Consider the following 21,015-nt stretch of genomic DNA (forward strand, 5'->3'; position numbering starts at 1 on the left):
TGTTAAAGAGCAGTTGCGACGCGCTTCAGCGCTCTGTCGCGAGGTGGCGTATATTACGCTTTCCTCTTTCAGAGTCAACCCGTTATTTCAGGATTTTTTCTCTTCAACCGACCGGGTTGTCTGTGAAGTGATTCACATCCGCCGTGTCGATGGAGGCGCATTATAGGGAGTTCTCCGCAGGCCGCAACCGCTAAATGACAGAAAAATGACTGACTGCTGCATTCCCCAGCAAAACCCCGCCTTATACCCTTTTACACACAGAGTTATCCACAGCGCTTCGAAAAAGTGAAAATATGCGAGCGTTGCGCAAACGTTTTCGTTAAAATGCTCGCGCTTAACAAGGAGGCCTCGTCAGGTGTGTTAGATGAGTTTTTCGCTGGAAAATTCATCTAACGCTCTCTGTAATCGTGAAATCCAGGGGATTTACCATGCAACAACGTCGTCCAGTCCGCCGCGCTCTGCTCAGTGTTTCTGATAAAGCCGGTATCATCGAATTCGCTCAGGCACTTTCCGCACGCGGTGTGGAGCTGCTTTCTACAGGCGGTACCGCTCGCCTGTTAGCAGAGAAAGGTCTGCCGGTAACCGAAGTGTCCGACTACACCGGTTTCCCGGAAATGATGGATGGACGCGTCAAAACCCTGCACCCGAAAGTGCACGGCGGCATTCTGGGTCGTCGCGGTCAGGACGACGGTATTATGGAGCAGCACAATATTGCCCCCATCGACATGGTTGTCGTTAACCTCTATCCCTTCGCCCAGACCGTCGCCCGCGAAGGCTGTTCTCTGGAAGATGCCGTAGAGAACATTGACATCGGCGGCCCGACCATGGTGCGCTCCGCAGCCAAGAACCATAAAGATGTGGCCATCGTAGTGAAGAGCAGCGACTACAGCGCCATTATTAATGAGATGGACGCCAACGAAGGGTCCCTGACGCTTGATACGCGTTTCGACCTCGCCATCAAAGCCTTCGAACACACCGCCGCGTACGACAGTATGATCGCCAACTACTTCGGTAGCCTGGTTCCTGCCTACCACGGTGAAAGCAAAGATCCATCTGGTCGCTTCCCGCGCACCCTGAACCTGAACTTCATTAAGAAGCAGGATATGCGCTACGGCGAGAACAGCCACCAGCAGGCAGCCTTCTATATAGAAGAAGAGGTGAAAGAAGCCTCTGTTGCGACTGCTCAGCAGGTACAGGGCAAAGCCCTCTCTTATAACAACATTGCCGATACCGACGCCGCGCTGGAATGCGTGAAAGAGTTCAGCGAGCCGGCCTGCGTTATCGTCAAGCACGCCAACCCATGCGGCGTCGCAGTAAGCACCTCCATTATGGATGCCTACGATCGCGCCTACAAAACCGACCCGACCTCCGCGTTCGGCGGCATTATCGCCTTCAACCGCGAGCTGGATGCGGAAACCGCGCAGGCCATCATCTCCCGTCAGTTTGTCGAAGTGATCATCGCGCCATCCGCATCCGAAGAAGCGCTGAAAATCACCGCGGCGAAACAGAACGTGCGCGTGCTGGTTTGCGGTCAGTGGGCAGAGCGCGTTCCAGGTCTGGACTTCAAGCGCGTGAACGGCGGTCTGCTGGTTCAGGATCGCGATTTGGGTATGGTGACAGAAGCCGACCTGCGCGTGGTGACCAAACGTCAGCCGACCGAACAGGAGCTGCGCGACGCGCTGTTCTGCTGGAAAGTGGCGAAGTTCGTGAAGTCTAACGCCATTGTTTACGCCAAAGAGAACATGACCATCGGGATAGGCGCAGGCCAGATGAGCCGCGTTTACTCTGCGAAAATTGCGGGTATTAAAGCAGGTGACGAAGGTCTGGAAGTCAAAGGTTCCGCCATGGCCTCTGACGCCTTCTTCCCGTTCCGCGACGGTATTGATGCGGCCGCTGCTGTGGGCATCACCTGTGTGATCCAGCCTGGCGGTTCAATCCGTGATGAAGAAGTGATTGCCGCTGCCGACGAACATGGCATCGCAATGATCTTTACCGACATGCGCCACTTCCGCCATTAATTTCCGGAGCAGAAAATGAAAGTATTAGTGATTGGTAATGGCGGGCGCGAGCACGCCCTGGCGTGGAAAGCAGCGCAGTCTCCGCAGGTTGAAACCGTCTTTGTGGCACCGGGTAACGCCGGTACCGCACTGGAGCCCGCGCTACAGAACGTCGCCATCGGCGTAACCGATATCCCGGCGCTGCTGAGCTTTGCCCGGAACGAGAATATCGATCTGACGATTGTGGGCCCGGAAGCGCCGCTGGTGATCGGCGTTGTAGATGCCTTCCGCGCCGCGGGCCTGAAAATTTTCGGCCCAACGGAAGGTGCCGCACAGCTGGAAGGTTCAAAAGCCTTCACCAAAGATTTCCTCGCGCGTCATAACATCCCGACGGCGGAATATCAGAACTTCACCGAGGTAGAGCCTGCTCTGGCTTACCTGCGTGAAAAAGGCGCGCCGATTGTGATTAAAGCCGACGGTCTGGCTGCCGGGAAAGGCGTTATCGTGGCGATGACCCTTGAAGAAGCGGAAGCCGCTGTGCAGGATATGCTGGCGGGTAACGCCTTTGGCGATGCGGGCCACCGCATCGTGATTGAAGAGTTCCTCGACGGCGAAGAAGCGAGCTTTATCGTGATGGTTGACGGCGAGCACGTCCTGCCGATGGCCACCAGCCAGGATCACAAGCGCGTAGGCAATGCCGACACGGGTCCAAACACCGGCGGGATGGGTGCTTACTCCCCAGCTCCAGTGGTCACTGACGAAGTACACCAGCGCACCATGGACCGCATCATCTGGCCAACCGTAAAAGGGATGGCGGCGGAAGGCAATACCTACACCGGTTTCCTCTACGCAGGCCTGATGATCGACAAGCAGGGTAACCCGAAGGTGATTGAATTCAACTGCCGCTTCGGCGATCCGGAAACTCAGCCGATCATGCTGCGCATGAAGTCCGATCTGGTTGATCTGTGTCTGGCGGCGTGCGAAGGCAAGCTGAATGAGAAAACTTCCGAGTGGGACGAGCGTGCCTCTTTAGGTGTGGTGATTGCTGCGGGTGGGTATCCGGGTAGCTACAACACCGGGGATGAGATCCACGGCCTGCCGCTGGAAGAGATTGACGGTGCGAAGGTGTTCCACGCCGGTACAAAGCTCTCTGATGATGACCGCGTGCTCACTAATGGTGGACGCGTGCTGTGTGCGACCGCACTGGGTCATACCGTGGCAGAGGCGCAGAAGCGCGCCTATGCGTTGATGGCGGATATTCACTGGAACGGCAGCTTCAGCCGCCAGGATATCGGCTATCGTGCCATTGCGCGGGAGCAGGGAGAGTAATTTCACACCCTCACCCTAACCCTCTCCCAAAGGGAGAGGGGATTTACGTCAGAAACTCTTCTCTGTCGGCTGCCAGGTGCAGAAATCTTCGTTCGCCACCAGCAACAGCTGAGAGCCTTCCGGCGCTTCCAGCCATGCCACACTCACCTCCACAGATGAATGCCACTGACGACGCTGAATGTGTTCGGTTGCCCAGGATTCAAGCTCAGGTTTCACTGTCTGCCCTTCGCAGGTGGTCACCGTGCCGTCGGCATGCCAGCGCCCCTGGCGCAGCACCACGCGGCCCTGACGCAGCGCATCGCTGGTCTGGCGAAGTTGTTCAGCACGGTAGCGGTAGAGCGCGACCTGATCGCTGGAAAGCTGCTGTTTCAGTCCACTGACCTCATGCTGCATAAAGCTCAGCTCGCCGTGGTCGTCAAAACGCACCTTTACGTGTTCGGGAGTCTTACTGTAGATATTCAGTTCAATGAGCGACAGCGCATCGCCCTGCCAGCGGTATTCTGCGGTCGAGGTATTGCCGTTATGCCACGGACTGAACGCGGTAAGCATATGCACTTCATCGCTGGAATCTTTGCGCCAGATCCTGACCGCTCCCTGGTTGTCAGCGTAGCCGCTGGCGGTAAACGGGGGGAGTGAGGAATCATGACTACAGGCAGACAGCAACAGTACGCCTGCCAGCGCGAGCGGTCCACGCCAGAATGACAAAAGGGGCGTTGCCGCCCCTTCGTTAAAACTGTTCACTGCCACGCGTCTTACTTAACTGCGTCTTTCAGTGCTTTACCAGAAACAAATGCCGGCACGTTAGCTGCGGCGATTTTGATTTCTTTACCGGTCTGCGGGTTGCGGCCAGTACGCTCAGCGCGGTGGTTCACTTTGAAGGTACCGAAACCAACCAGTTGTACAGCATCGCCTTCTTTCAGAGACTCAGTAATAGCAGCCAGGGTAGATTCCAGAGCAGCTTTAGCCTGCACTTTAGACAGATCAGCCTTGTCCGCAATTACATCAATCAGTTGAGTCTTGTTCATAAGTTATCCTTTCAATGTGTTTATCGCTTGCTAAGCATCGAGTGCGACGAAAATGCCAAAAAAGCACTCTCCTGCATACACGCACCGATAGCCACTTTTTTTCGCCCCCCAAATGTAGACCAGACGGGGGGCGAAAGGGAAGAGTCGAGGAGTGACAAAACAGGCGTTAAATCACGTTTTGTTGTCTCATTGGTTAAAAATTATACCAATATTGCTCTCGCCGGCCTCGCGCAGGTCCGCGCGAAGCCCTTTGATCAGCTCAATATCACGTTCTTCACACTCCGCCAGCAGACGGAAAATTTCCCACTGAATATCCCATTCCTGTTCAACCGCCGGGTTAGCACGCAGCTCTTCGTCGGTCATTTCACGGCCTTCCTGGGTCATTTCCAGCATCGCGACGGTGGTGATGGATGCCTTACTGACTTCAATGGCGTGCTCCAGGGTTTCACCGCTCAGACGGGAGTGGATCAGCTCGCTCAACGCCACACAGGCATCGATAGCCGGGTAGACGCCATACAGGTCGTAATCGTCCGCCGCAGGAATTGCCTCTTCCAGCTTTTCAAGCTGAGAGTCGAAGTTTACCTTTGCGTCTTTGACCGTCAGCGTCTCCCAGATCAAATCCAGGATACGTCGATAAATCTGGCCTTCGCCAAACTCCGTTTGCTTACAGAACGCGGCATAGTTGGGGTACATGCGCTCGCACAGGCAAGCCATAAACGTCACGTGCTGCCAGCTTTCCAGCTTCTCAAGGCGCAGATGAATCGGGTTTTGTAACATGATGATGTCTCGAATCGAAAATTAGCCGCAGTTTACCTGAATCACGGCTGAATTTCCTGCCAACGAATGAATGCCGGACGTGAAGAGGCAACGGCGTCAGCCCAGCGGGTAGGCTCAGGTAAGCGGTAGCCCTTCATACAGCGTTGCACCCACGCCAGGGCGCTGTCCATGCTGACCCGATGCCCGGTTGCGATAAACAGCGGATTGCAGCGCGCTTTACTGCGCCAGACCCACGCCAGCTGCTCGCCTTTATGGATAAGCGGCGCCAGCGCGCCCGGTTCGGCAGAGAGCGGCTCAAACGCGCCGCACAGGCGTTTTTTCGCCACGCCGATGGTCGGCACGTCTACCAGCAGACCAAAGTGGCTGGCAACGCCCAGGCGACGCGGATGGGAGATGCCGTGCCCATCCACAAACAGCAGATCGGGTTTTTGCGAGAGTTGCTCCCACGCGGCCAGCAGCGCGGGATATTCGCGGAAGGAGAGAAAGCCGGGGATATAGGGCATGGTGGTGGCGATACGCGCCACCTTGTACTCCACCAGCTCCAGCGACGGGTATTTCAGCACCACCATCGCCGCTCGCGTCACTTCACCGCCTTGCTCAAACCCGACATCCGCCCCGCCAATGTATCGCGGAGGGTCCGTATCCAGACGATCCTCGCGGATCACCGATGAAGCCAGTTCGATTTGCTGAGCGCGTAGCGACGCGAGATCCATAACCACTCCTTACTTGTGATACTGGGCAGAAAGCCGATGCACCGCCTCCACAAATACGCCAGCGTGTTCTGGCGGTACATCCTGATGAATACCGTGACCAAGGTTGAAGACGTGGCCTTCGCCCTGGCCGAAACCAGACAGTATAGTCGACACTTCTTCTTCGATACGGGCAGGCTGCGCATAGAGCATGGAAGGGTCCATGTTGCCCTGGAGCGCCACTTTATCCCCCACGCGACGACGCGCATCGGCAATATCAGTGGTCCAGTCGAGGCCCAGCGCATCACAGCCGGTGGCCGCCATCGCTTCCAGCCACTGACCGCCGCCTTTCGTAAACAGCGTTACCGGCACGCGGCGGCCTTCGTTTTCACGCAGCAGACCATCGACAATTTTGTGCATGTAGTACAGGGAGAACTGCTGATAATCACGCCCGGTCAGCACGCCGCCCCAGGTGTCGAAAATCATCACCGACTGCGCGCCCGCTTTAATCTGCGCGTTGAGATAGAGCGTGACGCTCTTCGCCAGCTTGTCGAGCAGGGCATGCAGGGCCTGCGGCTCTGCGTACATCATCTTTTTGATGACGGTAAAGGCTTTGCTGCTGCCGCCTTCCACCATGTAGGTGGCCAGCGTCCACGGACTACCGGAGAAGCCAATCAGCGGCACGTCGCCTTTGAGCTCGCGGCGGATGGTGCGCACGGCGTTCATCACATAGCCCAGCTCGCCTTCCGGATCGGGGATCGGCAGCTTATCAACGTCGGCTTTGCTTTTGATCGGTGAGGTAAAACGCGGCCCCTCGCCGGTTTCGAAATAGAGCCCAAGGCCCATCGCGTCCGGAATGGTAAGAATGTCCGAAAAAAGAATGGCGGCATCGAGCGGGAAGCGGCGCAGCGGCTGGAGCGTCACCTCACAGGCCAGTTCGGCGTTTTTGCACAGCGACATAAAATCGCCCGCCTGCGCACGCGTGGCTTTGTACTCTGGCAGATAGCGTCCCGCCTGGCGCATCATCCACACCGGGGTGACATCAACGGGCTGGCGCAGCAGCGCACGCAGATAACGATCGTTCTTCAGTTCGGTCATTTTGCAGTTCCTTATTGCGTCAGTCCGTCAGTGTAACACTACTCATACTCGGCCCGACACATTGCCACGGTATCTTCTATCAGGCGACGCGCCACCGTTCCCGGCGGGGGCAGCAGCGGTAAATCGTCGTAGCGATACCAGTTCGCCTCCAGCAGCTCTTTCTGATCGATAACAATCTCGCCGCTGTCGTATTCCGCCATAAACGCGGTCATCAGGGACATCGGGAACGGCCACGGCTGCGACGTCACATAGCGCAGGTTTTTCACCTTAATGCCGCTCTCCTCCATCACCTCGCGCGCCACCGCCTGTTCCAGCGTTTCGCCGACTTCCACGAACCCGGCGAGGACGGTGTGAATGCCGTTGCGATGGCGGGTATGCTGCGCCAGCAGGATGGAATCATCACGGCGGATGGCGACAATGATGCACGGTGCGATTTGCGGGTAGTAACGTTCACGGCAGTGGCCGCAGAGCAGCGCCCATTCGGTTTTGCTCGGGTGCATGGTGTGGCCGCAGTAACCGCAGTATTTGTGCGAGCGGTAAAACTCCGCCAGCTGTACGCCGCGCCCCGCCAGCTGGAACAGGCCGACGTCCAGATCCAGCACCTGACGTACGGATCCCATATCCTGACGGCACGCCTGTTGGATCAACCACACGGGATCGCCCTGCCACTCGCCGATCTTCAGCGCGGACTGGCCCACCAGATCGAACGTTTCCGCGGCACCGTAGGGCAACTCTCCTGAGGGCAGCCATAATTTTTGTTCGTGGCTGACGATCCACCAACCCAGATCTGATTTTTCAATAATACGATCCATATCTATTGCACTACCTTCGCTTCACTGACATGTTGTTAGCATTGTGGTTACATTTTGGATAAGCAGATCCCATTTTAAACCTTATGGAGTCGACCATGTTAAACCAGCTGGAAAGCCTGACTGAGCGCGTTGGAGGAAGTAACACCCTGGTGGATCGCTGGCTACATGTGCGCAAGCATCTCCTTGTGGCGTATTACAATCTGGTTGGTCTTAAGCCTGGCAAAGAATCCTTTATGCGACTCAATGAAAAAGCGCTGGACGACTTTTGTCAGAGCCTGGTCGACTACCTCTCCGACGGCCATTTCAACCTTTATGAACGCATTATCCGCGAAATGGAAGGGACAACGCCGTATTTAGCGGCCAGTAAACTCTGTCCGTTGCTTGAAGCCAACACCCAGCAGATCATGGACTACTACGATTCCACGCTGGAGAACGCTATCGATCACGATAACTATCTTGAGTTTCAGCAGGCGCTTTCCGACCTTGGCGAAGCACTGGAAGAGCGATTCACGCTGGAAGACAAGCTCATCGCCCTCGTGCTGGACAACAACCTGACTATCAGCACCAGCGATAACGTTGCGCGCCCTGCTTGAGTTCTTAATCGTTAACGAGTAATTTACAACCATTCGCCCCTCTGCGGAGGGGGATTTTTCTTGTCGGAGTGCCCAGTGTGAAAGCACGGGCTGAGACCGTTAATTCGGGATCCGCGGAACCTGATCTGGTTAATACCTGCGAAGGGAACAAGAGTCACACTGCTGTTGTATCGCCTTCGGGCGATCTTCTCTTGCTTCATCCGTCGTCTGACAAGCCATGTCCTTCACATCTGGAATGAGCTATGTCTACAACAAAACTGACCCGCCGCGAACAGCGCGAACACGCACAACGCTTCATCGACACCCTGGAAGGCACCGCTTTCCCGAACTCAACGCGCATCTACATCACCGGTTCACAGGCCGATATCCGCGTGCCGATGCGCGAAATCCAGCTCAGCCCGACGCTTATCGGCGGCAGCAAAGAGCACCCGCAGTTTGAAGACAACGAAGCCGTGCCGGTGTATGACACCTCCGGCCCGTACGGCGATCCTGATGTTGCTATCAACGTGCAGCAGGGTCTGGCAAAGCTTCGCCAGCCGTGGATTGATGCCCGTAACGACTGCGAAGAACTGAGCGTGCGCAGCTCGGCGTACACCAACGCGCGCCTGGCCGACGACGGTCTGGACGAGCTGCGCTTTACCGGCCTGCTGACGCCGAAACGCGCTAAAGCGGGCAAATGCGTAACCCAGTTGCACTACGCGCGACAGGGTATCGTCACGCCGGAGATGGAGTTCATCGCCATCCGCGAAAACATGGGCCGCGAGCGCATTCGCAGCGAAGTGCTGCGCCACCAGCATCCGGGTGAAGGGTTTGGCGCTCGCCTGCCGGAGAACATCACGCCGGAATTCGTGCGTGATGAAGTAGCCGCCGGGCGCGCGATTATTCCCGCCAACATCAACCACCCGGAATCCGAGCCGATGATTATCGGCCGCAACTTCCTGGTGAAGGTCAACGCCAACATCGGCAACTCTGCCGTCACCTCTTCCATCGAAGAAGAGGTGGAAAAGCTGGTCTGGTCGACGCGCTGGGGCGCGGACACGGTGATGGACCTCTCCACCGGCCGTTACATTCACGAAACCCGCGAATGGATCCTGCGTAACAGCCCGGTGCCGATTGGCACCGTCCCGATTTATCAGGCGCTGGAGAAGGTCAACGGCATCGCCGAAAACCTTACCTGGGAAGCGTTCCGCGACACGCTGCTGGAGCAGGCGGAACAGGGCGTGGACTACTTCACCATTCACGCGGGCGTACTGCTGCGCTACGTGCCGATGACCGCGAAGCGTCTGACCGGTATCGTCTCACGCGGCGGTTCGATTATGGCGAAATGGTGCCTTTCCCATCATCAGGAAAACTTCCTCTACGAGCACTTCCGCGAAATCTGCGAGATCTGCGCCGCTTATGACGTTTCTCTGTCGCTGGGCGACGGCCTGCGTCCTGGCTCCATCCGTGACGCGAACGACGAGGCGCAGTTTGCCGAGCTGCACACGCTGGGCGAGCTAACCAAAATCGCCTGGGAGTACGATGTGCAGGTGATGATTGAAGGCCCGGGCCATGTACCGATGCAGATGATCCGCCGCAACATGACCGAGGAGCTGGAGCACTGCCACGAAGCACCGTTCTACACCCTGGGGCCGTTGACCACCGATATTGCGCCGGGCTATGACCACTTCACTTCCGGGATCGGCGCGGCGATGATCGGCTGGTTCGGCTGCGCCATGCTCTGCTACGTGACGCCGAAAGAGCACCTCGGGCTGCCAAACAAAGAGGACGTGAAGCAGGGACTGATTACCTACAAGATTGCCGCCCACGCGGCGGATCTGGCGAAAGGCCATCCGGGCGCGCAAATTCGCGACAACGCCATGTCTAAAGCGCGCTTTGAATTCCGCTGGGAAGACCAGTTCAACCTGGCGCTGGATCCGTTCACCGCCCGCGCCTACCACGACGAAACCCTGCCGCAGGAATCGGGCAAAGTCGCGCACTTCTGCTCCATGTGTGGGCCGAAGTTCTGCTCGATGAAAATCAGCCAGGAGGTACGCGATTACGCCGCCGCGCAGACCATTGAAGTCGGTATGGCAGACATGTCCGAAACCTTCCGCGCCAAAGGCGGCGAAATCTACCTCAAAAAGGAGGAGGCGTAATGTACCAGCCCGATTTCCCACCTGTCCCCTTCCGCTTAGGGCTTTACCCGGTGGTGGACAGCGTGGCGTGGATAGAGCGCTTGCTGGAGGCAGGCGTTCGCACCCTCCAGCTGCGCATCAAGGATAAACGCGACGAAGAGGTGGAGGCCGATGTGGCCGCCGCTATCGCGCTGGGACGTCGCTACCATGCCCGCCTGTTTATCAACGACTACTGGCGGCTGGCGGTTAAACACCAGGCGTACGGCGTGCATCTGGGACAGGAAGATCTGGAAACGACCGATCTCAACGCAATCCGTGACGCCGGTCTGCGGCTGGGCGTTTCCACCCACGATGATATGGAGATCGACGTGGCGCTGGCGGCCCGCCCCTCCTACATCGCCCTCGGCCACGTTTTCCCGACGCAAACCAAACAGATGCCGTCTGCCCCACAGGGTTTGGCTCAGCTGGCAGCCCACGTTAAGCGCCTTGCCGATTACCCCACCGTCGCCATCGGCGGAATCAGCCTTGAACGTGCGCCCGCCGTGCTGGAAACCGGCGTCGGCAGTATCGCCGTCGTCAGCGCTATCACCCAGGCAGTAGACTGGCAGGCCGCCACCGCACGGCTTTTACAACTGGCAGGAGCAGGCGATGAAAGATCGTGATTTTATGCGCTACAGCCGCCAGATCCTGCTGGAGGATATCGCCATTGACGGGCAGCAAAAGCTGCTCGCCAGCCGGGTACTGATTGTCGGTTTGGGTGGCTTGGGCGCGCCCGCCGCGCTGTATCTGGCCGGGGCGGGCGTGGGAACGCTGGTACTGGCCGATGACGATGAGGTACACCTCAGCAACCTGCAACGGCAAATCCTCTTCACGACAGAAGATGTTAACCAGCCTAAAGCACAGGTTACGCGCAAGCGGCTGAACCAGCTTAACCCCGATATTGAACTGGTGGCGCTCCAGACGCGACTGAGCGGAGAAGATCTGCAACGCGAAGTTGCCCTTGCCGACGTGGTGCTGGACTGCACGGACAATATGGCAACGCGTCAGGCCATTAATGCGGCCTGTGTTGCACAGAACACGCCGCTGATCACCGCCAGCGCGGTCGGTTTCGGCGGGCAGATAATGGTGCTTACGCCGCCGTGGGCGCAGGGCTGCTACCGCTGCCTGTGGCCGGACGAGGCTGAACCGGAGCGTAACTGCCGCACGGCTGGCATTCTTGGGCCGGTGGTGGGCGTGATGGGTACCCTTCAGGCGCTGGAAGCCATCAAGTTGCTCAGCGGCATGGAAACAGAGCGCAACACGCTCCGGCTGTTCGACGCCCGTTCCAGCGGCTGGCGCCATCTGGCGTTAAACCGCGCCAACCGCTGCCCGGTATGCGGAGGCCGCGATGCGCATTCTGTTTAACGATGAGCCGATGACGTGCGACGACGATCTCACCGTTGCCGCCCTGCTCGACACGCTGCGCCAGCTGAAGCCGGGAACGGCGCTGGCGCTCAATCAACAGATCCTGCCGCGCGAGCGGTGGGAACATCAGCAGGTCAATGAAGGCGACCAGATCCTGCTGTTTCAGGTTATCGCTGGGGGCTGAGATGTTACGTATTGCCGACAAAGTCTTTGATTCACATCTGTTTACCGGAACCGGAAAATTCGCCTCCCCGCAGCTAATGGTGGATGCTATTCGTGAAAGCGGCAGCCAGCTGGTGACGCTGGCGATGAAGCGCGTGGATCTGCGTCAGCACAACGATGCCATACTTGCGCCGTTACTGGAGGCAGGCGTGACGCTCTTACCCAATACCTCCGGTGCGAAAACGGCCGAGGAAGCAATTTTCGCTGCGCATCTGGCCCGGGAAGCGCTCGGCACCTGCTGGCTGAAGCTGGAAATTCATCCGGACGCCCGCTGGCTGTTGCCCGATCCGATCGAAACCCTGAAAGCGGCAGAGACGCTGGTGCAGCAGGGATTCACCGTTCTGCCCTACTGTGGTGCCGATCCCGTGCTGTGTAAGCGTCTGGAAGAGGTCGGCTGCGCGGCCGTGATGCCGTTAGGGGCGCCCATTGGCTCCAACCAGGGACTGGAGACCCGCGCGATGCTGGAGATCATCATCGAGCAGGCGACCGTGCCCGTGGTGGTGGATGCGGGCATCGGCGTACCCAGTCATGCCGCGCAGGCGCTGGAGATGGGGGCCGATGCGGTGCTGGTCAATACCGCGATTGCGGTGGCCGACGACCCGGTGATGATGGCGCGTGCGTTCCGCCTTGCCGTGGAGTCCGGTCTGCTGGCACGACAGTCCGGCCCCGGCTCGCGCAGCTTTCAGGCGCAGGCCACCAGCCCGCTGACCGGTTTTCTGGAGGCACTCTGATGGCTACCTTTACCGATCGCTGGCGTCAGCTTAACTGGGACGATATTGCCTTACGCATCAACAGTAAAACCTCTGCGGACGTAGAGCGGGCATTAACAGCCCGGCATGTGACCCGCGAGGATTTGATGGCCCTGCTTTCTCCGGCAGCCAGCGCATACCTTGAACCGATGGCGCAGCGCGCGCAACGCCTCACCCGCCAGCGCTTTGGCAACACGGTGAGCTTTTACGTGCCGCTTTATCTCTCTAACCTGTGCGCCAACGACTGCACCTACTGTGGCTTCTCAATGAGCAACCGCATTAAGCGTAAAACGCTGGATGAGCATGAGATCGCCCGCGAGTGTGCGGCTATTCGTGAGATGGGTTTTGAACATCTCTTACTGGTGACGGGTGAACATCAGGGCAAAGTGGGGATGGACTATTTTCGCCAGCATCTTCCGGCCATCCGCCGCGAATTTGCCTCATTGCAAATGGAAGTGCAGCCTCTGTCGCAAGAGGAATATGCGGAACTGAAAACCCTTGGGCTGGACGGCGTCATGGTCTATCAGGAAACCTACCACGAGGCGACCTATGCCCGGCATCACCTGAAAGGGAAGAAGCAGGATTTCATCTTCCGGCTGGAAACGCCGGACAGGCTGGGGCGCGCCGGTATCGATAAAATTGGGCTGGGCGCGCTTATCGGTCTGTCCGACAGCTGGCGGGTTGACTGCTATATGGTGGCAGAGCATCTGCTGTGGCTACAGCAGTACTACTGGCAAAGCCGCTATTCCATCTCATTCCCACGGCTGCGTCCGTGTACGGGAGGCATTGAACCCGCCTCGCTGATGGATGAGCGCCAGCTGGTGCAAACCCTGTGCGCATTTCGCCTGTTCGCGCCGGAAGTGGAATTGTCGCTCTCCACGCGTGAATCCCCCGCGTTTCGCGACCGCGCGATCCCTCTGGCGATCAACAACGTCAGCGCCTTTTCCAAAACGCAGCCGGGCGGTTACGCGGACGATCGCCCGGAACTGGAACAGTTTGCACCGCACGACGGACGACGGCCCGACGCGGTGGCGGAAGCCCTGACTGCACAGGGGCTACAGCCCGTGTGGAAAGACTGGGACAGCTGGCTGGGAAGAGCTTCGCATTTGCGCTGAAACCGCCTGCAACAACGCGTAAAGGTTACGAGACGGCTCGTAAGATCAACGCCGGGCGATTGAGGAGATCTGCCCGGTTTTATTAGGATTAACCACGTCAGCAACGGACGCTGACCAGGGTGAAAATGCTTCTTCCTCGTTTCGCCCTGCCCTCCGCCTCTTAAACAAAATTTCAATTGATAAAATAAATACGTCGTTTCTTATCTACTCTTAAGATAAATCAACCCGTCGGAAATCGCTTTCTGTATAATTTACTACCAGCAATCTGACAGCGACTATGCTGAGGATATCGACAGACGCAACGCGTCTACCATCTGGATTGATGCACAACTCATGGCACTCCACAGTAAAAAGCTCTCTTTCACCCGACCAATTATGGTCAGCTTCGCGGGGATTCTGTTCAGTTTCGCGATAATCGCGATTCTGGTCATCCTTTCACAACGGAAGGATTTTATTGAGGATTATCATAAAATTAATGGTAACTTCACCCATAATCTGGCGGTGAACTATACCGAATCCATTCTGCGAGAAAACGACTATATTCTTGGTCGCGCTGCGATGTACTACGCCCGTGAAGACAGAGTGAATCAGACGATAAATATCGATCCAGCACAGGGTTTGCAGATGTTAATGCATTTGCAGAACCTGATGCCGACGGTGTCGTCTATCTCTCTGGCGGACACCGAAGGGCACCATCTGCGCGCGCCGGAAGTACTGCCAACGGAGAAGAGTAGGTCGTTCGACGCACGAACACGCCCATGGTTTATCGGGCAAGCGGAAGCCAGCAACTTTCCTCACTACACCCGCCCCTATCTGGACTATTTCACCCAACATCCTACGGTCACCCTCTATAAACCGGTTATTTCACCGGAAGGCCGTCTGAAGGGCACGCTCGCTTTCCATCTTGATTTAACCTCCATGGGGTATACCCTGCGCCAGATGGTGGCACCGGTTCAGGGTGAGTTTTTTGTCGTGGAACGTGACGGCGCCGTTGTGCTGCATCCGGACACGGGGGCGCTCTTTAAGCAGTACGTAAGCGAAGCGCTGATGGACAAAATGACCAGCGGCGAAGGGCATCTTTTCGACCCCAAAAGTAAAACCTGGTATTACTACTACTCTTTCACCAATCCGGACTGGTTTGTGATTTATCGGGTCTCCGATGCCACGCTTTCCGTCATCACCCGGCATGAAACCACCGTCGTCGGCTGGGGATTTGCGCTGGCGGCAATCATCATCATTCTGTTCGGGCTCTACCTGCGCCATGCCTCGCGTTCTGTGCTGATGAACATTATCAACGCCATCAAAACCGGAGACGTCAATCAGGCGCCACGTCTTGAGGCGATGCTCAGCCATACCATTCGAACCAATAAGGAACGTGAGATGGCCTATGTCCGTCAGGCCACCCATGATGCGCTGACAGGCTGCAAGAACCGCCGTGCTTTCGACAACGATGTGGATGAGCTGCTGACCGCTCATCAACCCTTCGTTCTTGCGCTGGTCGATATCGATAACTTCAAATCTATTAACGACACCTGGGGCCACCTGAGCGGGGATATTGTTCTGCGCAGCGTGGCGCGCGAAGGTATTCAGATCATGCAGCCGCACCACGTTTCCGTTTACCGCTACGGTGGGGAAGAGTTCGGGGTGATTTTCCCGGCCGAGCTGATGAACTCCGCGCACGCGCTACTGGAAGCCTGGCGCACCGCCGTGGAAAAACGGACCTGGCGGGAAGAGAACCTGCGAGTAACCTTCAGCGCGGGGGTGGGAGAGTGGCACTTCGAACCGCTGGAACAATTTATCGGCAACGTAGATGAAGCGCTGTATACCGCTAAACAACAGGGTAAAAACCGCATCGTAAACACGGCCAGCCGATAATACCCTTCCTGAAATTCCGCCCGTTAAGACGGGCAGAATGCTTTCATGTATAAAATTGTAACCGGTTTCAGAAAAATGCCGATTTCTTTGTGATGCCTGACACACAATCGCGGTAAAGCGGTTGTTGAAGCGGTCTGCGCGGGATAATTATCAATAAACACATGTAGATCGAGGCTGACTATGAAGAACATCGTTTTATGCTGTGCAGCGGGAATGTCAACCAGCATGCTGGTTCAACGTATGAAAGATGCCGCGCAGAAAAAAGGAGTCGAAGTAACCATTAAAGCCGTTCCGGTCGCGGAGTTTAAAGATAACATCGCGACGGCTGATATCGTATTACTGGGGCCACAGGTTAAATACGAACAGGCAAAACTCCAGGCGCAGGCCGATCCGCTCGGAAAAAAGGTCGCGGTTATCGACATGATGGATTACGGCATGATGAAAGGTGATGCCGTACTGGAAAAAGCGCTCAAGCTGCTGGAGTCATAATGGAAGACTTAGAAACCACAATCATGGAGCTACTGGTCAATGCAGGTGCGGCGCGCAGTGCGGCCCTGACAGCGTTGCAGATGGCGCGAAAAGGTGACTTTGACGAAGCCGAGAAAGCGATGGAAGAGTCGCGTGAATATGTGAAACATGCGCATACGATCCAGACGCAGCTCATCGGTCTTGACGAAGGGACCGGGAAACTTCCGGTTAACCTGATCACCGTTCACTCTCAGGATCACCTGATGAACGCGATGGTCATTCAGGATCTGGCGGGCGATATGATTGAGCTTTATCGACGCATCCCGTTAGTGAATTGAAGACATACAGACGTAAAAAAACCCGCCGAGGCGGGTTTTTTATTGTCGGGTGGCGCTGCGCTTACCCGACCTGTGATTCATATGCCCGGTAATTTTACCTACCGGGCATCAACGATTACTCGTTGTCGGAACCGCCCAGACCTGCGTTCAGCAGTTCTGCAAGGCTCGCGGATGCATCTTCGGCAGTCACCTGCGGTGCAGCTGGCAGTTCACCCGCTGCACGACGACGCATACGATCCTGGTGGTACGCATAACCGGTACCGGCCGGGATCAGACGACCCACGATAACGTTCTCTTTCAGACCGCGCAGTTCATCACGTTTACCTGCAACAGCCGCTTCGGTCAGGACACGAGTGGTTTCCTGGAACGATGCAGCAGAGATGAAGGACTCGGTTGCCAGAGACGCTTTGGTGATACCCAGCAGATCGCGTGCAAAGGTCGCACCGATTTTGCCGTTCGCTTCCAGATCGCGGTTAGCGATCTTAACGCGTGAGTATTCAACCTGCTCGCCTTCCAGGAAGTCGGAGCTGCCCGCGTTTTCGATGGTTGCTTTACGCAGCATCTGACGAACGATAACTTCGATGTGCTTATCGTTAATCTTAACGCCCTGCAGACGGTATACGTCCTGTACTTCGTTAACAATGTAACGAGTAACAGCATGCACACCACGCAGACGCAGGATGTCGTGCGGCGCTTCTGGACCATCGGAGACCACGTCACCACGTTCCACGCGTTCACCTTCGAACACGTTGAGCTGACGCCACTTAGGAATCATCTCTTCGTACGGCTCGCTGCCATCTACTGGCGTGATAACCAGACGGCGCTTACCTTTGGTCTCTTTACCGAAGGAGATGATACCGCTGATTTCGGCCAGGATAGCAGGCTCTTTCGGACGACGTGCTTCGAACAGGTCCGCAACGCGTGGCAGACCACCGGTGATGTCCTTGGTACCGCCGGATTCCTGAGGAATACGCGCCAGGGTGTCACCAGAGCTGATCTGTACGCCATCTTCCAGCTGTACAATCGCTTTACCCGGCAGGAAGTACTGCGCAGGCATATCGGTGCCAGGGATCAGAACGTCGTTACCCTGAGCATCAACGATTTTCAGTGCAGGACGCAGATCTTTACCACCGGTAGTACGTTCAGCAGAATCCAGAACCACCAGAGAAGACAGACCGGTCAGCTCGTCGGTCTGACGAGTAATGGTCTGGCCGTCGATCATGTCAGTGAAGCGGATGAAACCACTTACTTCGGTGATAACCGGCATGGTGTGTGGATCCCAGTTTGCTACGGTTTCGCCGCCGGCAACCTGCTCGCCATCACCTTTCGCCATAACCGCACCGTAAGGCACTTTATAGCTCTCTTTGGTACGACCGAATTCGTCGATCAGCTTCAGCTCGGTGTTACGAGAAGTCACAACCAGCTTGCCTGCGGAGTTAACAACAGACTTCGCGTTGCTGAGCTTGATGCTACCTTTGTTTTTCACCTGGATGCTGGATTCAGCAGCCGCACGAGATGCCGCACCACCGATGTGGAACGTACGCATCGTCAGCTGTGTACCCGGCTCACCGATGGACTGTGCTGCGATAACGCCGATAGCCTCACCTTTGTTGATGATGTGGCCACGCGCCAGGTCACGACCGTAGCAGTGCGCGCACACACCAAAGTCGGTGTCACAGGATACAACGGAACGCACTTTCACAGAGTCAACAGAGTTCGCTTCCAGCAGGTCACACCACTGTTCGTGCAGCAGAGTGTTGCGTGGAACCAGAATGTCTGCGGTGCCCGGCTTCAGGATGTCTTCCGCGGTCACACGACCCAGTACGCGATCGCGCAGCGGCTCTTTAACATCACCACCCTCGATAACCGGGGTCATGGTGATACCTTCGAGGGTGCCACAATCGTCTTCGGTGACGACCAGATCCTGCGCAACGTCAACCAGACGACGCGTCAGATAACCGGAGTTCGCCGTTTTCAGTGCGGTATCCGCCAGACCTTTACGCGCACCGTGCGTGGAGATGAAGTACTGGAGTACGTTCAGACCTTCACGGAAGTTCGCGGTGATTGGCGTTTCGATGATGGAACCATCTGGCTTCGCCATCAGACCACGCATACCTGCCAGCTGACGAATCTGTGCCGCAGAACCACGCGCACCGGAGTCGGCCATCATGTAGATGCTGTTGAAGGAGACCTGCTGCTCTTCTACGCCGTCACGGTTAATCACGGTTTCGGTTTGCAGGTTATCCATCATCGCTTTGGATACACGATCGTTCGCTGCAGCCCAGATATCGATAACTTTGTTGTAACGTTCGCCTGCGGTTACCAGACCAGACTGGAACTGCTCCTGGATCTCAGCAACTTCAGCTTCCGCTTCAGAGATGATCTCGTGTTTCTTCTCTGGGATGACCATGTCATCGATACCAACAGATGCACCTGAACGCGCTGCATAAGCAAAGCCGGTATACATTGTCTGGTCAGCGAAGATAACGGTCGGCTTCAGGCCCAGAATGCGGTAACAGGTGTTCAGCATTTTGGAGATCGCTTTCTTGCCCAGCGCCTGGTTGACGATGGAGAAAGGCAGACCTTTCGGTACGATCATCCACAGAATCGCACGGCCAACGGTCGTGTCTTTCAGGCTGGTTTTCGCCACGAATTCGCCGTTTTCATCTTTTTCGTATTCGGTGATACGCACTTTAACGCGCGCATGCAGAGAGGCCAGGCCAGCGCGATAAATACGCTCAGCTTCTTTCGGGCCAGTCAGCACCATGCCTTCGCCTTTGGCGTTAACACAGTCACGGGTCATATAGTACAGACCCAATACAACGTCCTGAGAAGGAACGATGATAGGTTCACCGTTCGCTGGAGACAGGATGTTATTGGTAGACATCATCAGCGCACGCGCTTCGAGCTGGGCTTCCAGCGTCAGCGGTACGTGAACAGCCATCTGGTCACCATCGAAGTCGGCGTTATAGGCCGCACAAACCAGCGGGTGCAGCTGGATCGCTTTACCTTCGATCAGGACTGGCTCAAATGCCTGGATACCCAAACGGTGCAGAGTTGGTGCACGGTTCAGCAGTACCGGGTGTTCGCGGATCACTTCGTCCAGGATATCCCAAACGACAGCTTCTTCACGCTCAACCATTTTCTTAGCGGCTTTGATGGTGGTGGCCAGGCCACGCAGTTCCAGCTTGCCGTAGATGAACGGTTTGAACAGCTCCAGAGCCATTTTCTTCGGCAGACCGCACTGATGCAGACGCAGGTATGGACCTACGGTGATTACAGAACGACCGGAGTAGTCAACACGCTTACCGAGCAGGTTCTGACGGAAACGACCCTGCTTACCTTTGATCATGTCGGCCAAAGATTTCAGAGGACGTTTGTTAGAACCGGTGATCGCACGACCGCGACGACCGTTATCCAGCAGGGCATCTACCGCTTCCTGCAGCATACGTTTTTCGTTGCGTACGATGATGTCCGGCGCAGCCAGATCCAGCAGACGTTTCAGACGGTTGTTACGGTTGATCACGCGACGGTACAGATCGTTCAGATCCGACGTTGCGAAACGACCACCATCCAGCGGAACCAGCGGACGCAGATCTGGCGGCAGAACCGGCAGAACGGTCAGGATCATCCACTCTGGTTTGTTACCAGACTGAACGAACGCTTCCAGCAGTTTGATACGCTTGGTCAGCTTTTTACGCTTGGTTTCGGAGTTGGTTTCGTTCAGCTCTTCGCGCAGAGTTTCACACTCTTGCTCCAGATCCATGCTCTTCAGCAGGGCCTGGATAGCTTCCGCACCCATCTTCGCGTCGAATTCGTCACCGAACTCTTCCAGCGCGTCCAGATACTGTTCTTCGGTCAGGATCTGGTTACGTTCCAGATTCGTCATCCCGCCTTCGATCACAACATAAGATTCGAAGTACAGAACACGTTCGATATCGCGCAGCGGCATATCCAGCAGCAGGCCGATACGGGACGGCAGAGATTTCAGGAACCAGATGTGAGCAGTTGGAGACGCCAGCTCAATGTGGCCCATACGCTCACGGCGTACTTTGGTCTGGGTCACTTCAACGCCGCACTTCTCACAGATCACACCACGGTGTTTCAGGCGCTTGTACTTACCGCACAGGCACTCGTAGTCTTTTACTGGCCCGAAAATACGCGCACAGAAAAGGCCGTCACGCTCAGGTTTGAACGTACGGTAGTTGATGGTTTCCGGCTTTTTAACTTCACCAAAAGACCATGAACGGATCATGTCTGGCGAAGCCAGAGCAATTTTGATCGCATCAAACTCTTCGGTTTTAGTCTGCGCTTTCAGAAACTTTAATAAATCTTTCACGGATTTGCTCCCGTCGGAGTTAGCACAATCTGGTGTCGGGGGTTAACCCGACACCAGTGACCTGTTTG

The 21,015-nt window shown here is 56.4% G+C and carries 19 protein-coding genes and 1 riboswitch; of the genes, 12 read left to right on the forward strand and 7 right to left on the reverse strand.

The genetic code is table 11. The features are described from left to right. Positions 1–428 precede the first annotated feature (428 nt). Positions 429–2,018, forward strand: coding sequence for a bifunctional phosphoribosylaminoimidazolecarboxamide formyltransferase/IMP cyclohydrolase (gene purH / locus ACNQ0T_RS21740; RefSeq protein ID WP_063854390.1), 1,590 nt, complete (start codon positions 429–431; stop codon positions 2,016–2,018). A 15-nt stretch (positions 2,019–2,033) separates the two neighbouring features. Further along, positions 2,034–3,326 (forward strand): phosphoribosylamine--glycine ligase, encoded by a 1,293-nt coding sequence (purD, locus tag ACNQ0T_RS21745; RefSeq protein ID WP_022646714.1) that lies wholly within the window; start codon positions 2,034–2,036, stop codon positions 3,324–3,326. Between the two features lie 48 nt (positions 3,327–3,374). On the opposite strand, the gene ACNQ0T_RS21750 is transcribed toward purD, so the two are convergent. From ACNQ0T_RS21750 to nudC, 6 genes are all read right to left on the reverse strand, one after another. Then, positions 3,375–4,067, reverse strand: coding sequence for a DUF1481 domain-containing protein (locus ACNQ0T_RS21750; protein WP_069596140.1), 693 nt, complete (start codon positions 4,065–4,067; stop codon positions 3,375–3,377). 11 nt (positions 4,068–4,078) lie between these two features. Next, on the reverse strand, positions 4,079–4,351 hold the full coding sequence (gene hupA / locus ACNQ0T_RS21755; protein WP_002445246.1) for a nucleoid-associated protein HU-alpha: 273 nt from the start codon (positions 4,349–4,351) through the stop codon (positions 4,079–4,081). Between the two features lie 186 nt (positions 4,352–4,537). Beyond that, entirely contained in the window at positions 4,538–5,128 is a 591-nt protein-coding gene (locus ACNQ0T_RS21760) for a YjaG family protein (RefSeq protein ID WP_022646712.1), read from the reverse strand. Between the two features lie 41 nt (positions 5,129–5,169). Next, positions 5,170–5,841 (reverse strand): deoxyribonuclease V, encoded by a 672-nt coding sequence (nfi, locus tag ACNQ0T_RS21765; RefSeq protein WP_003862312.1) that lies wholly within the window; start codon positions 5,839–5,841, stop codon positions 5,170–5,172. 9 nt (positions 5,842–5,850) lie between these two features. After that, positions 5,851–6,915, reverse strand: coding sequence for a uroporphyrinogen decarboxylase (hemE, locus tag ACNQ0T_RS21770; RefSeq protein ID WP_023299076.1), 1,065 nt, complete (start codon positions 6,913–6,915; stop codon positions 5,851–5,853). A 38-nt stretch (positions 6,916–6,953) separates the two neighbouring features. Next, positions 6,954–7,727 carry an NAD(+) diphosphatase gene (nudC, locus tag ACNQ0T_RS21775; protein ID WP_417930374.1) on the reverse strand — a complete coding sequence of 258 codons (774 nt, stop codon included), beginning with the start codon at positions 7,725–7,727 and terminating at the stop codon, positions 6,954–6,956. A gap of 95 nt (positions 7,728–7,822) precedes the next feature. Between nudC and ACNQ0T_RS21780 the strand changes: the two genes are divergently transcribed. The 10 genes from ACNQ0T_RS21780 (at position 7,823) to ACNQ0T_RS21825 (ending at position 16,608) form a co-directional block, all read left to right on the forward strand. Continuing rightward, a complete protein-coding gene (locus tag ACNQ0T_RS21780) occupies positions 7,823–8,320 on the forward strand; it encodes an Rsd/AlgQ family anti-sigma factor (protein WP_023299075.1) in 498 nt (165 codons plus the stop codon). Positions 8,321–8,374: 54 nt separating this feature from the next. After that, positions 8,375–8,484, forward strand: a riboswitch (TPP riboswitch). Between the two features lie 78 nt (positions 8,485–8,562). Then, positions 8,563–10,458, forward strand: coding sequence for a phosphomethylpyrimidine synthase ThiC (gene thiC, locus ACNQ0T_RS21785; protein WP_023299074.1), 1,896 nt, complete (start codon positions 8,563–8,565; stop codon positions 10,456–10,458). Further along, positions 10,458–11,099 carry a thiamine phosphate synthase gene (thiE, locus tag ACNQ0T_RS21790; RefSeq protein ID WP_058677636.1) on the forward strand — a complete coding sequence of 214 codons (642 nt, stop codon included), beginning with the start codon at positions 10,458–10,460 and terminating at the stop codon, positions 11,097–11,099. The genes thiC and thiE overlap by 1 nt, the downstream gene beginning before the upstream one ends. Further along, a complete protein-coding gene (gene thiF, locus ACNQ0T_RS21795) occupies positions 11,086–11,841 on the forward strand; it encodes a thiazole biosynthesis adenylyltransferase ThiF (protein ID WP_023299072.1) in 756 nt (251 codons plus the stop codon). The genes thiE and thiF overlap by 14 nt, the downstream gene beginning before the upstream one ends. Next, positions 11,825–12,025 carry a sulfur carrier protein ThiS gene (thiS, locus tag ACNQ0T_RS21800; RefSeq protein WP_003862324.1) on the forward strand — a complete coding sequence of 67 codons (201 nt, stop codon included), beginning with the start codon at positions 11,825–11,827 and terminating at the stop codon, positions 12,023–12,025. The genes thiF and thiS overlap by 17 nt, the downstream gene beginning before the upstream one ends. 1 nt (position 12,026) lies before the next feature. Further along, positions 12,027–12,794, forward strand: a complete 768-nt coding sequence (gene thiG, locus ACNQ0T_RS21805; protein WP_023299071.1) for a thiazole synthase — start codon at positions 12,027–12,029, stop codon at positions 12,792–12,794. After that, positions 12,794–13,927 carry a 2-iminoacetate synthase ThiH gene (gene thiH, locus ACNQ0T_RS21810; protein ID WP_022646704.1) on the forward strand — a complete coding sequence of 378 codons (1,134 nt, stop codon included), beginning with the start codon at positions 12,794–12,796 and terminating at the stop codon, positions 13,925–13,927. Before thiG ends, thiH begins: the two co-directional genes overlap by 1 nt. 333 nt (positions 13,928–14,260) lie before the next feature. Further along, on the forward strand, positions 14,261–15,802 hold the full coding sequence (locus ACNQ0T_RS21815) for a sensor domain-containing diguanylate cyclase (protein WP_165715911.1): 1,542 nt from the start codon (positions 14,261–14,263) through the stop codon (positions 15,800–15,802). Between the two features lie 180 nt (positions 15,803–15,982). Then, the gene (locus ACNQ0T_RS21820) at positions 15,983–16,291 is read left to right on the forward strand and encodes a PTS sugar transporter subunit IIB (protein ID WP_010425948.1); all 309 of its coding nucleotides are present in this window, start codon (positions 15,983–15,985) and stop codon (positions 16,289–16,291) included. Beyond that, positions 16,291–16,608: a PTS lactose/cellobiose transporter subunit IIA gene (locus tag ACNQ0T_RS21825; protein WP_003862327.1), complete on the forward strand. Its 318-nt coding sequence runs from the start codon at positions 16,291–16,293 to the stop codon at positions 16,606–16,608. The genes ACNQ0T_RS21820 and ACNQ0T_RS21825 overlap by 1 nt, the downstream gene beginning before the upstream one ends. 115 nt (positions 16,609–16,723) lie before the next feature. Here the strand turns inward: ACNQ0T_RS21825 and rpoC are convergent, their stop codons facing one another. Then, on the reverse strand, positions 16,724–20,947 hold the full coding sequence (gene rpoC / locus ACNQ0T_RS21830) for a DNA-directed RNA polymerase subunit beta' (protein ID WP_022646702.1): 4,224 nt from the start codon (positions 20,945–20,947) through the stop codon (positions 16,724–16,726). Positions 20,948–21,015: the final 68 nt, after the last annotated feature.

This window comes from Enterobacter cloacae complex sp.6700776 (assembly GCF_048284255.1).
Lineage (GTDB): Bacteria > Pseudomonadota > Gammaproteobacteria > Enterobacterales > Enterobacteriaceae > Enterobacter > Enterobacter intestinihominis.

Excerpts from the sequence above, each read along its gene's own strand:
- thiF (WP_023299072.1), top strand. The coding sequence starts at position 11,086 with ATGAAAGATCGTGATTTTATGCGCTACAGCCGCCAGATCCTGCTGGAG.
- ACNQ0T_RS21780 (WP_023299075.1), top strand. The coding sequence starts at position 7,823 with ATGTTAAACCAGCTGGAAAGCCTGACTGAGCGCGTTGGAGGAAGTAAC.
- nudC (WP_417930374.1), bottom strand. The coding sequence starts at position 7,727 with ATGGATCGTATTATTGAAAAATCAGATCTGGGTTGGTGGATCGTCAGC.
- hupA (WP_002445246.1), bottom strand. The coding sequence starts at position 4,351 with ATGAACAAGACTCAACTGATTGATGTAATTGCGGACAAGGCTGATCTG.
- thiE (WP_058677636.1), top strand. The coding sequence starts at position 10,458 with ATGTACCAGCCCGATTTCCCACCTGTCCCCTTCCGCTTAGGGCTTTAC.
- ACNQ0T_RS21815 (WP_165715911.1), top strand. The coding sequence starts at position 14,261 with ATGGCACTCCACAGTAAAAAGCTCTCTTTCACCCGACCAATTATGGTC.
- purH (WP_063854390.1), top strand. The coding sequence starts at position 429 with ATGCAACAACGTCGTCCAGTCCGCCGCGCTCTGCTCAGTGTTTCTGAT.
- purD (WP_022646714.1), top strand. The coding sequence starts at position 2,034 with ATGAAAGTATTAGTGATTGGTAATGGCGGGCGCGAGCACGCCCTGGCG.
- hemE (WP_023299076.1), bottom strand. The coding sequence starts at position 6,915 with ATGACCGAACTGAAGAACGATCGTTATCTGCGTGCGCTGCTGCGCCAG.
- ACNQ0T_RS21820 (WP_010425948.1), top strand. The coding sequence starts at position 15,983 with ATGAAGAACATCGTTTTATGCTGTGCAGCGGGAATGTCAACCAGCATG.
- thiG (WP_023299071.1), top strand. The coding sequence starts at position 12,027 with ATGTTACGTATTGCCGACAAAGTCTTTGATTCACATCTGTTTACCGGA.
- ACNQ0T_RS21760 (WP_022646712.1), bottom strand. The coding sequence starts at position 5,128 with ATGTTACAAAACCCGATTCATCTGCGCCTTGAGAAGCTGGAAAGCTGG.
- thiH (WP_022646704.1), top strand. The coding sequence starts at position 12,794 with ATGGCTACCTTTACCGATCGCTGGCGTCAGCTTAACTGGGACGATATT.
- ACNQ0T_RS21825 (WP_003862327.1), top strand. The coding sequence starts at position 16,291 with ATGGAAGACTTAGAAACCACAATCATGGAGCTACTGGTCAATGCAGGT.
- thiS (WP_003862324.1), top strand. The coding sequence starts at position 11,825 with ATGCGCATTCTGTTTAACGATGAGCCGATGACGTGCGACGACGATCTC.
- thiC (WP_023299074.1), top strand. The coding sequence starts at position 8,563 with ATGTCTACAACAAAACTGACCCGCCGCGAACAGCGCGAACACGCACAA.
- nfi (WP_003862312.1), bottom strand. The coding sequence starts at position 5,841 with ATGGATCTCGCGTCGCTACGCGCTCAGCAAATCGAACTGGCTTCATCG.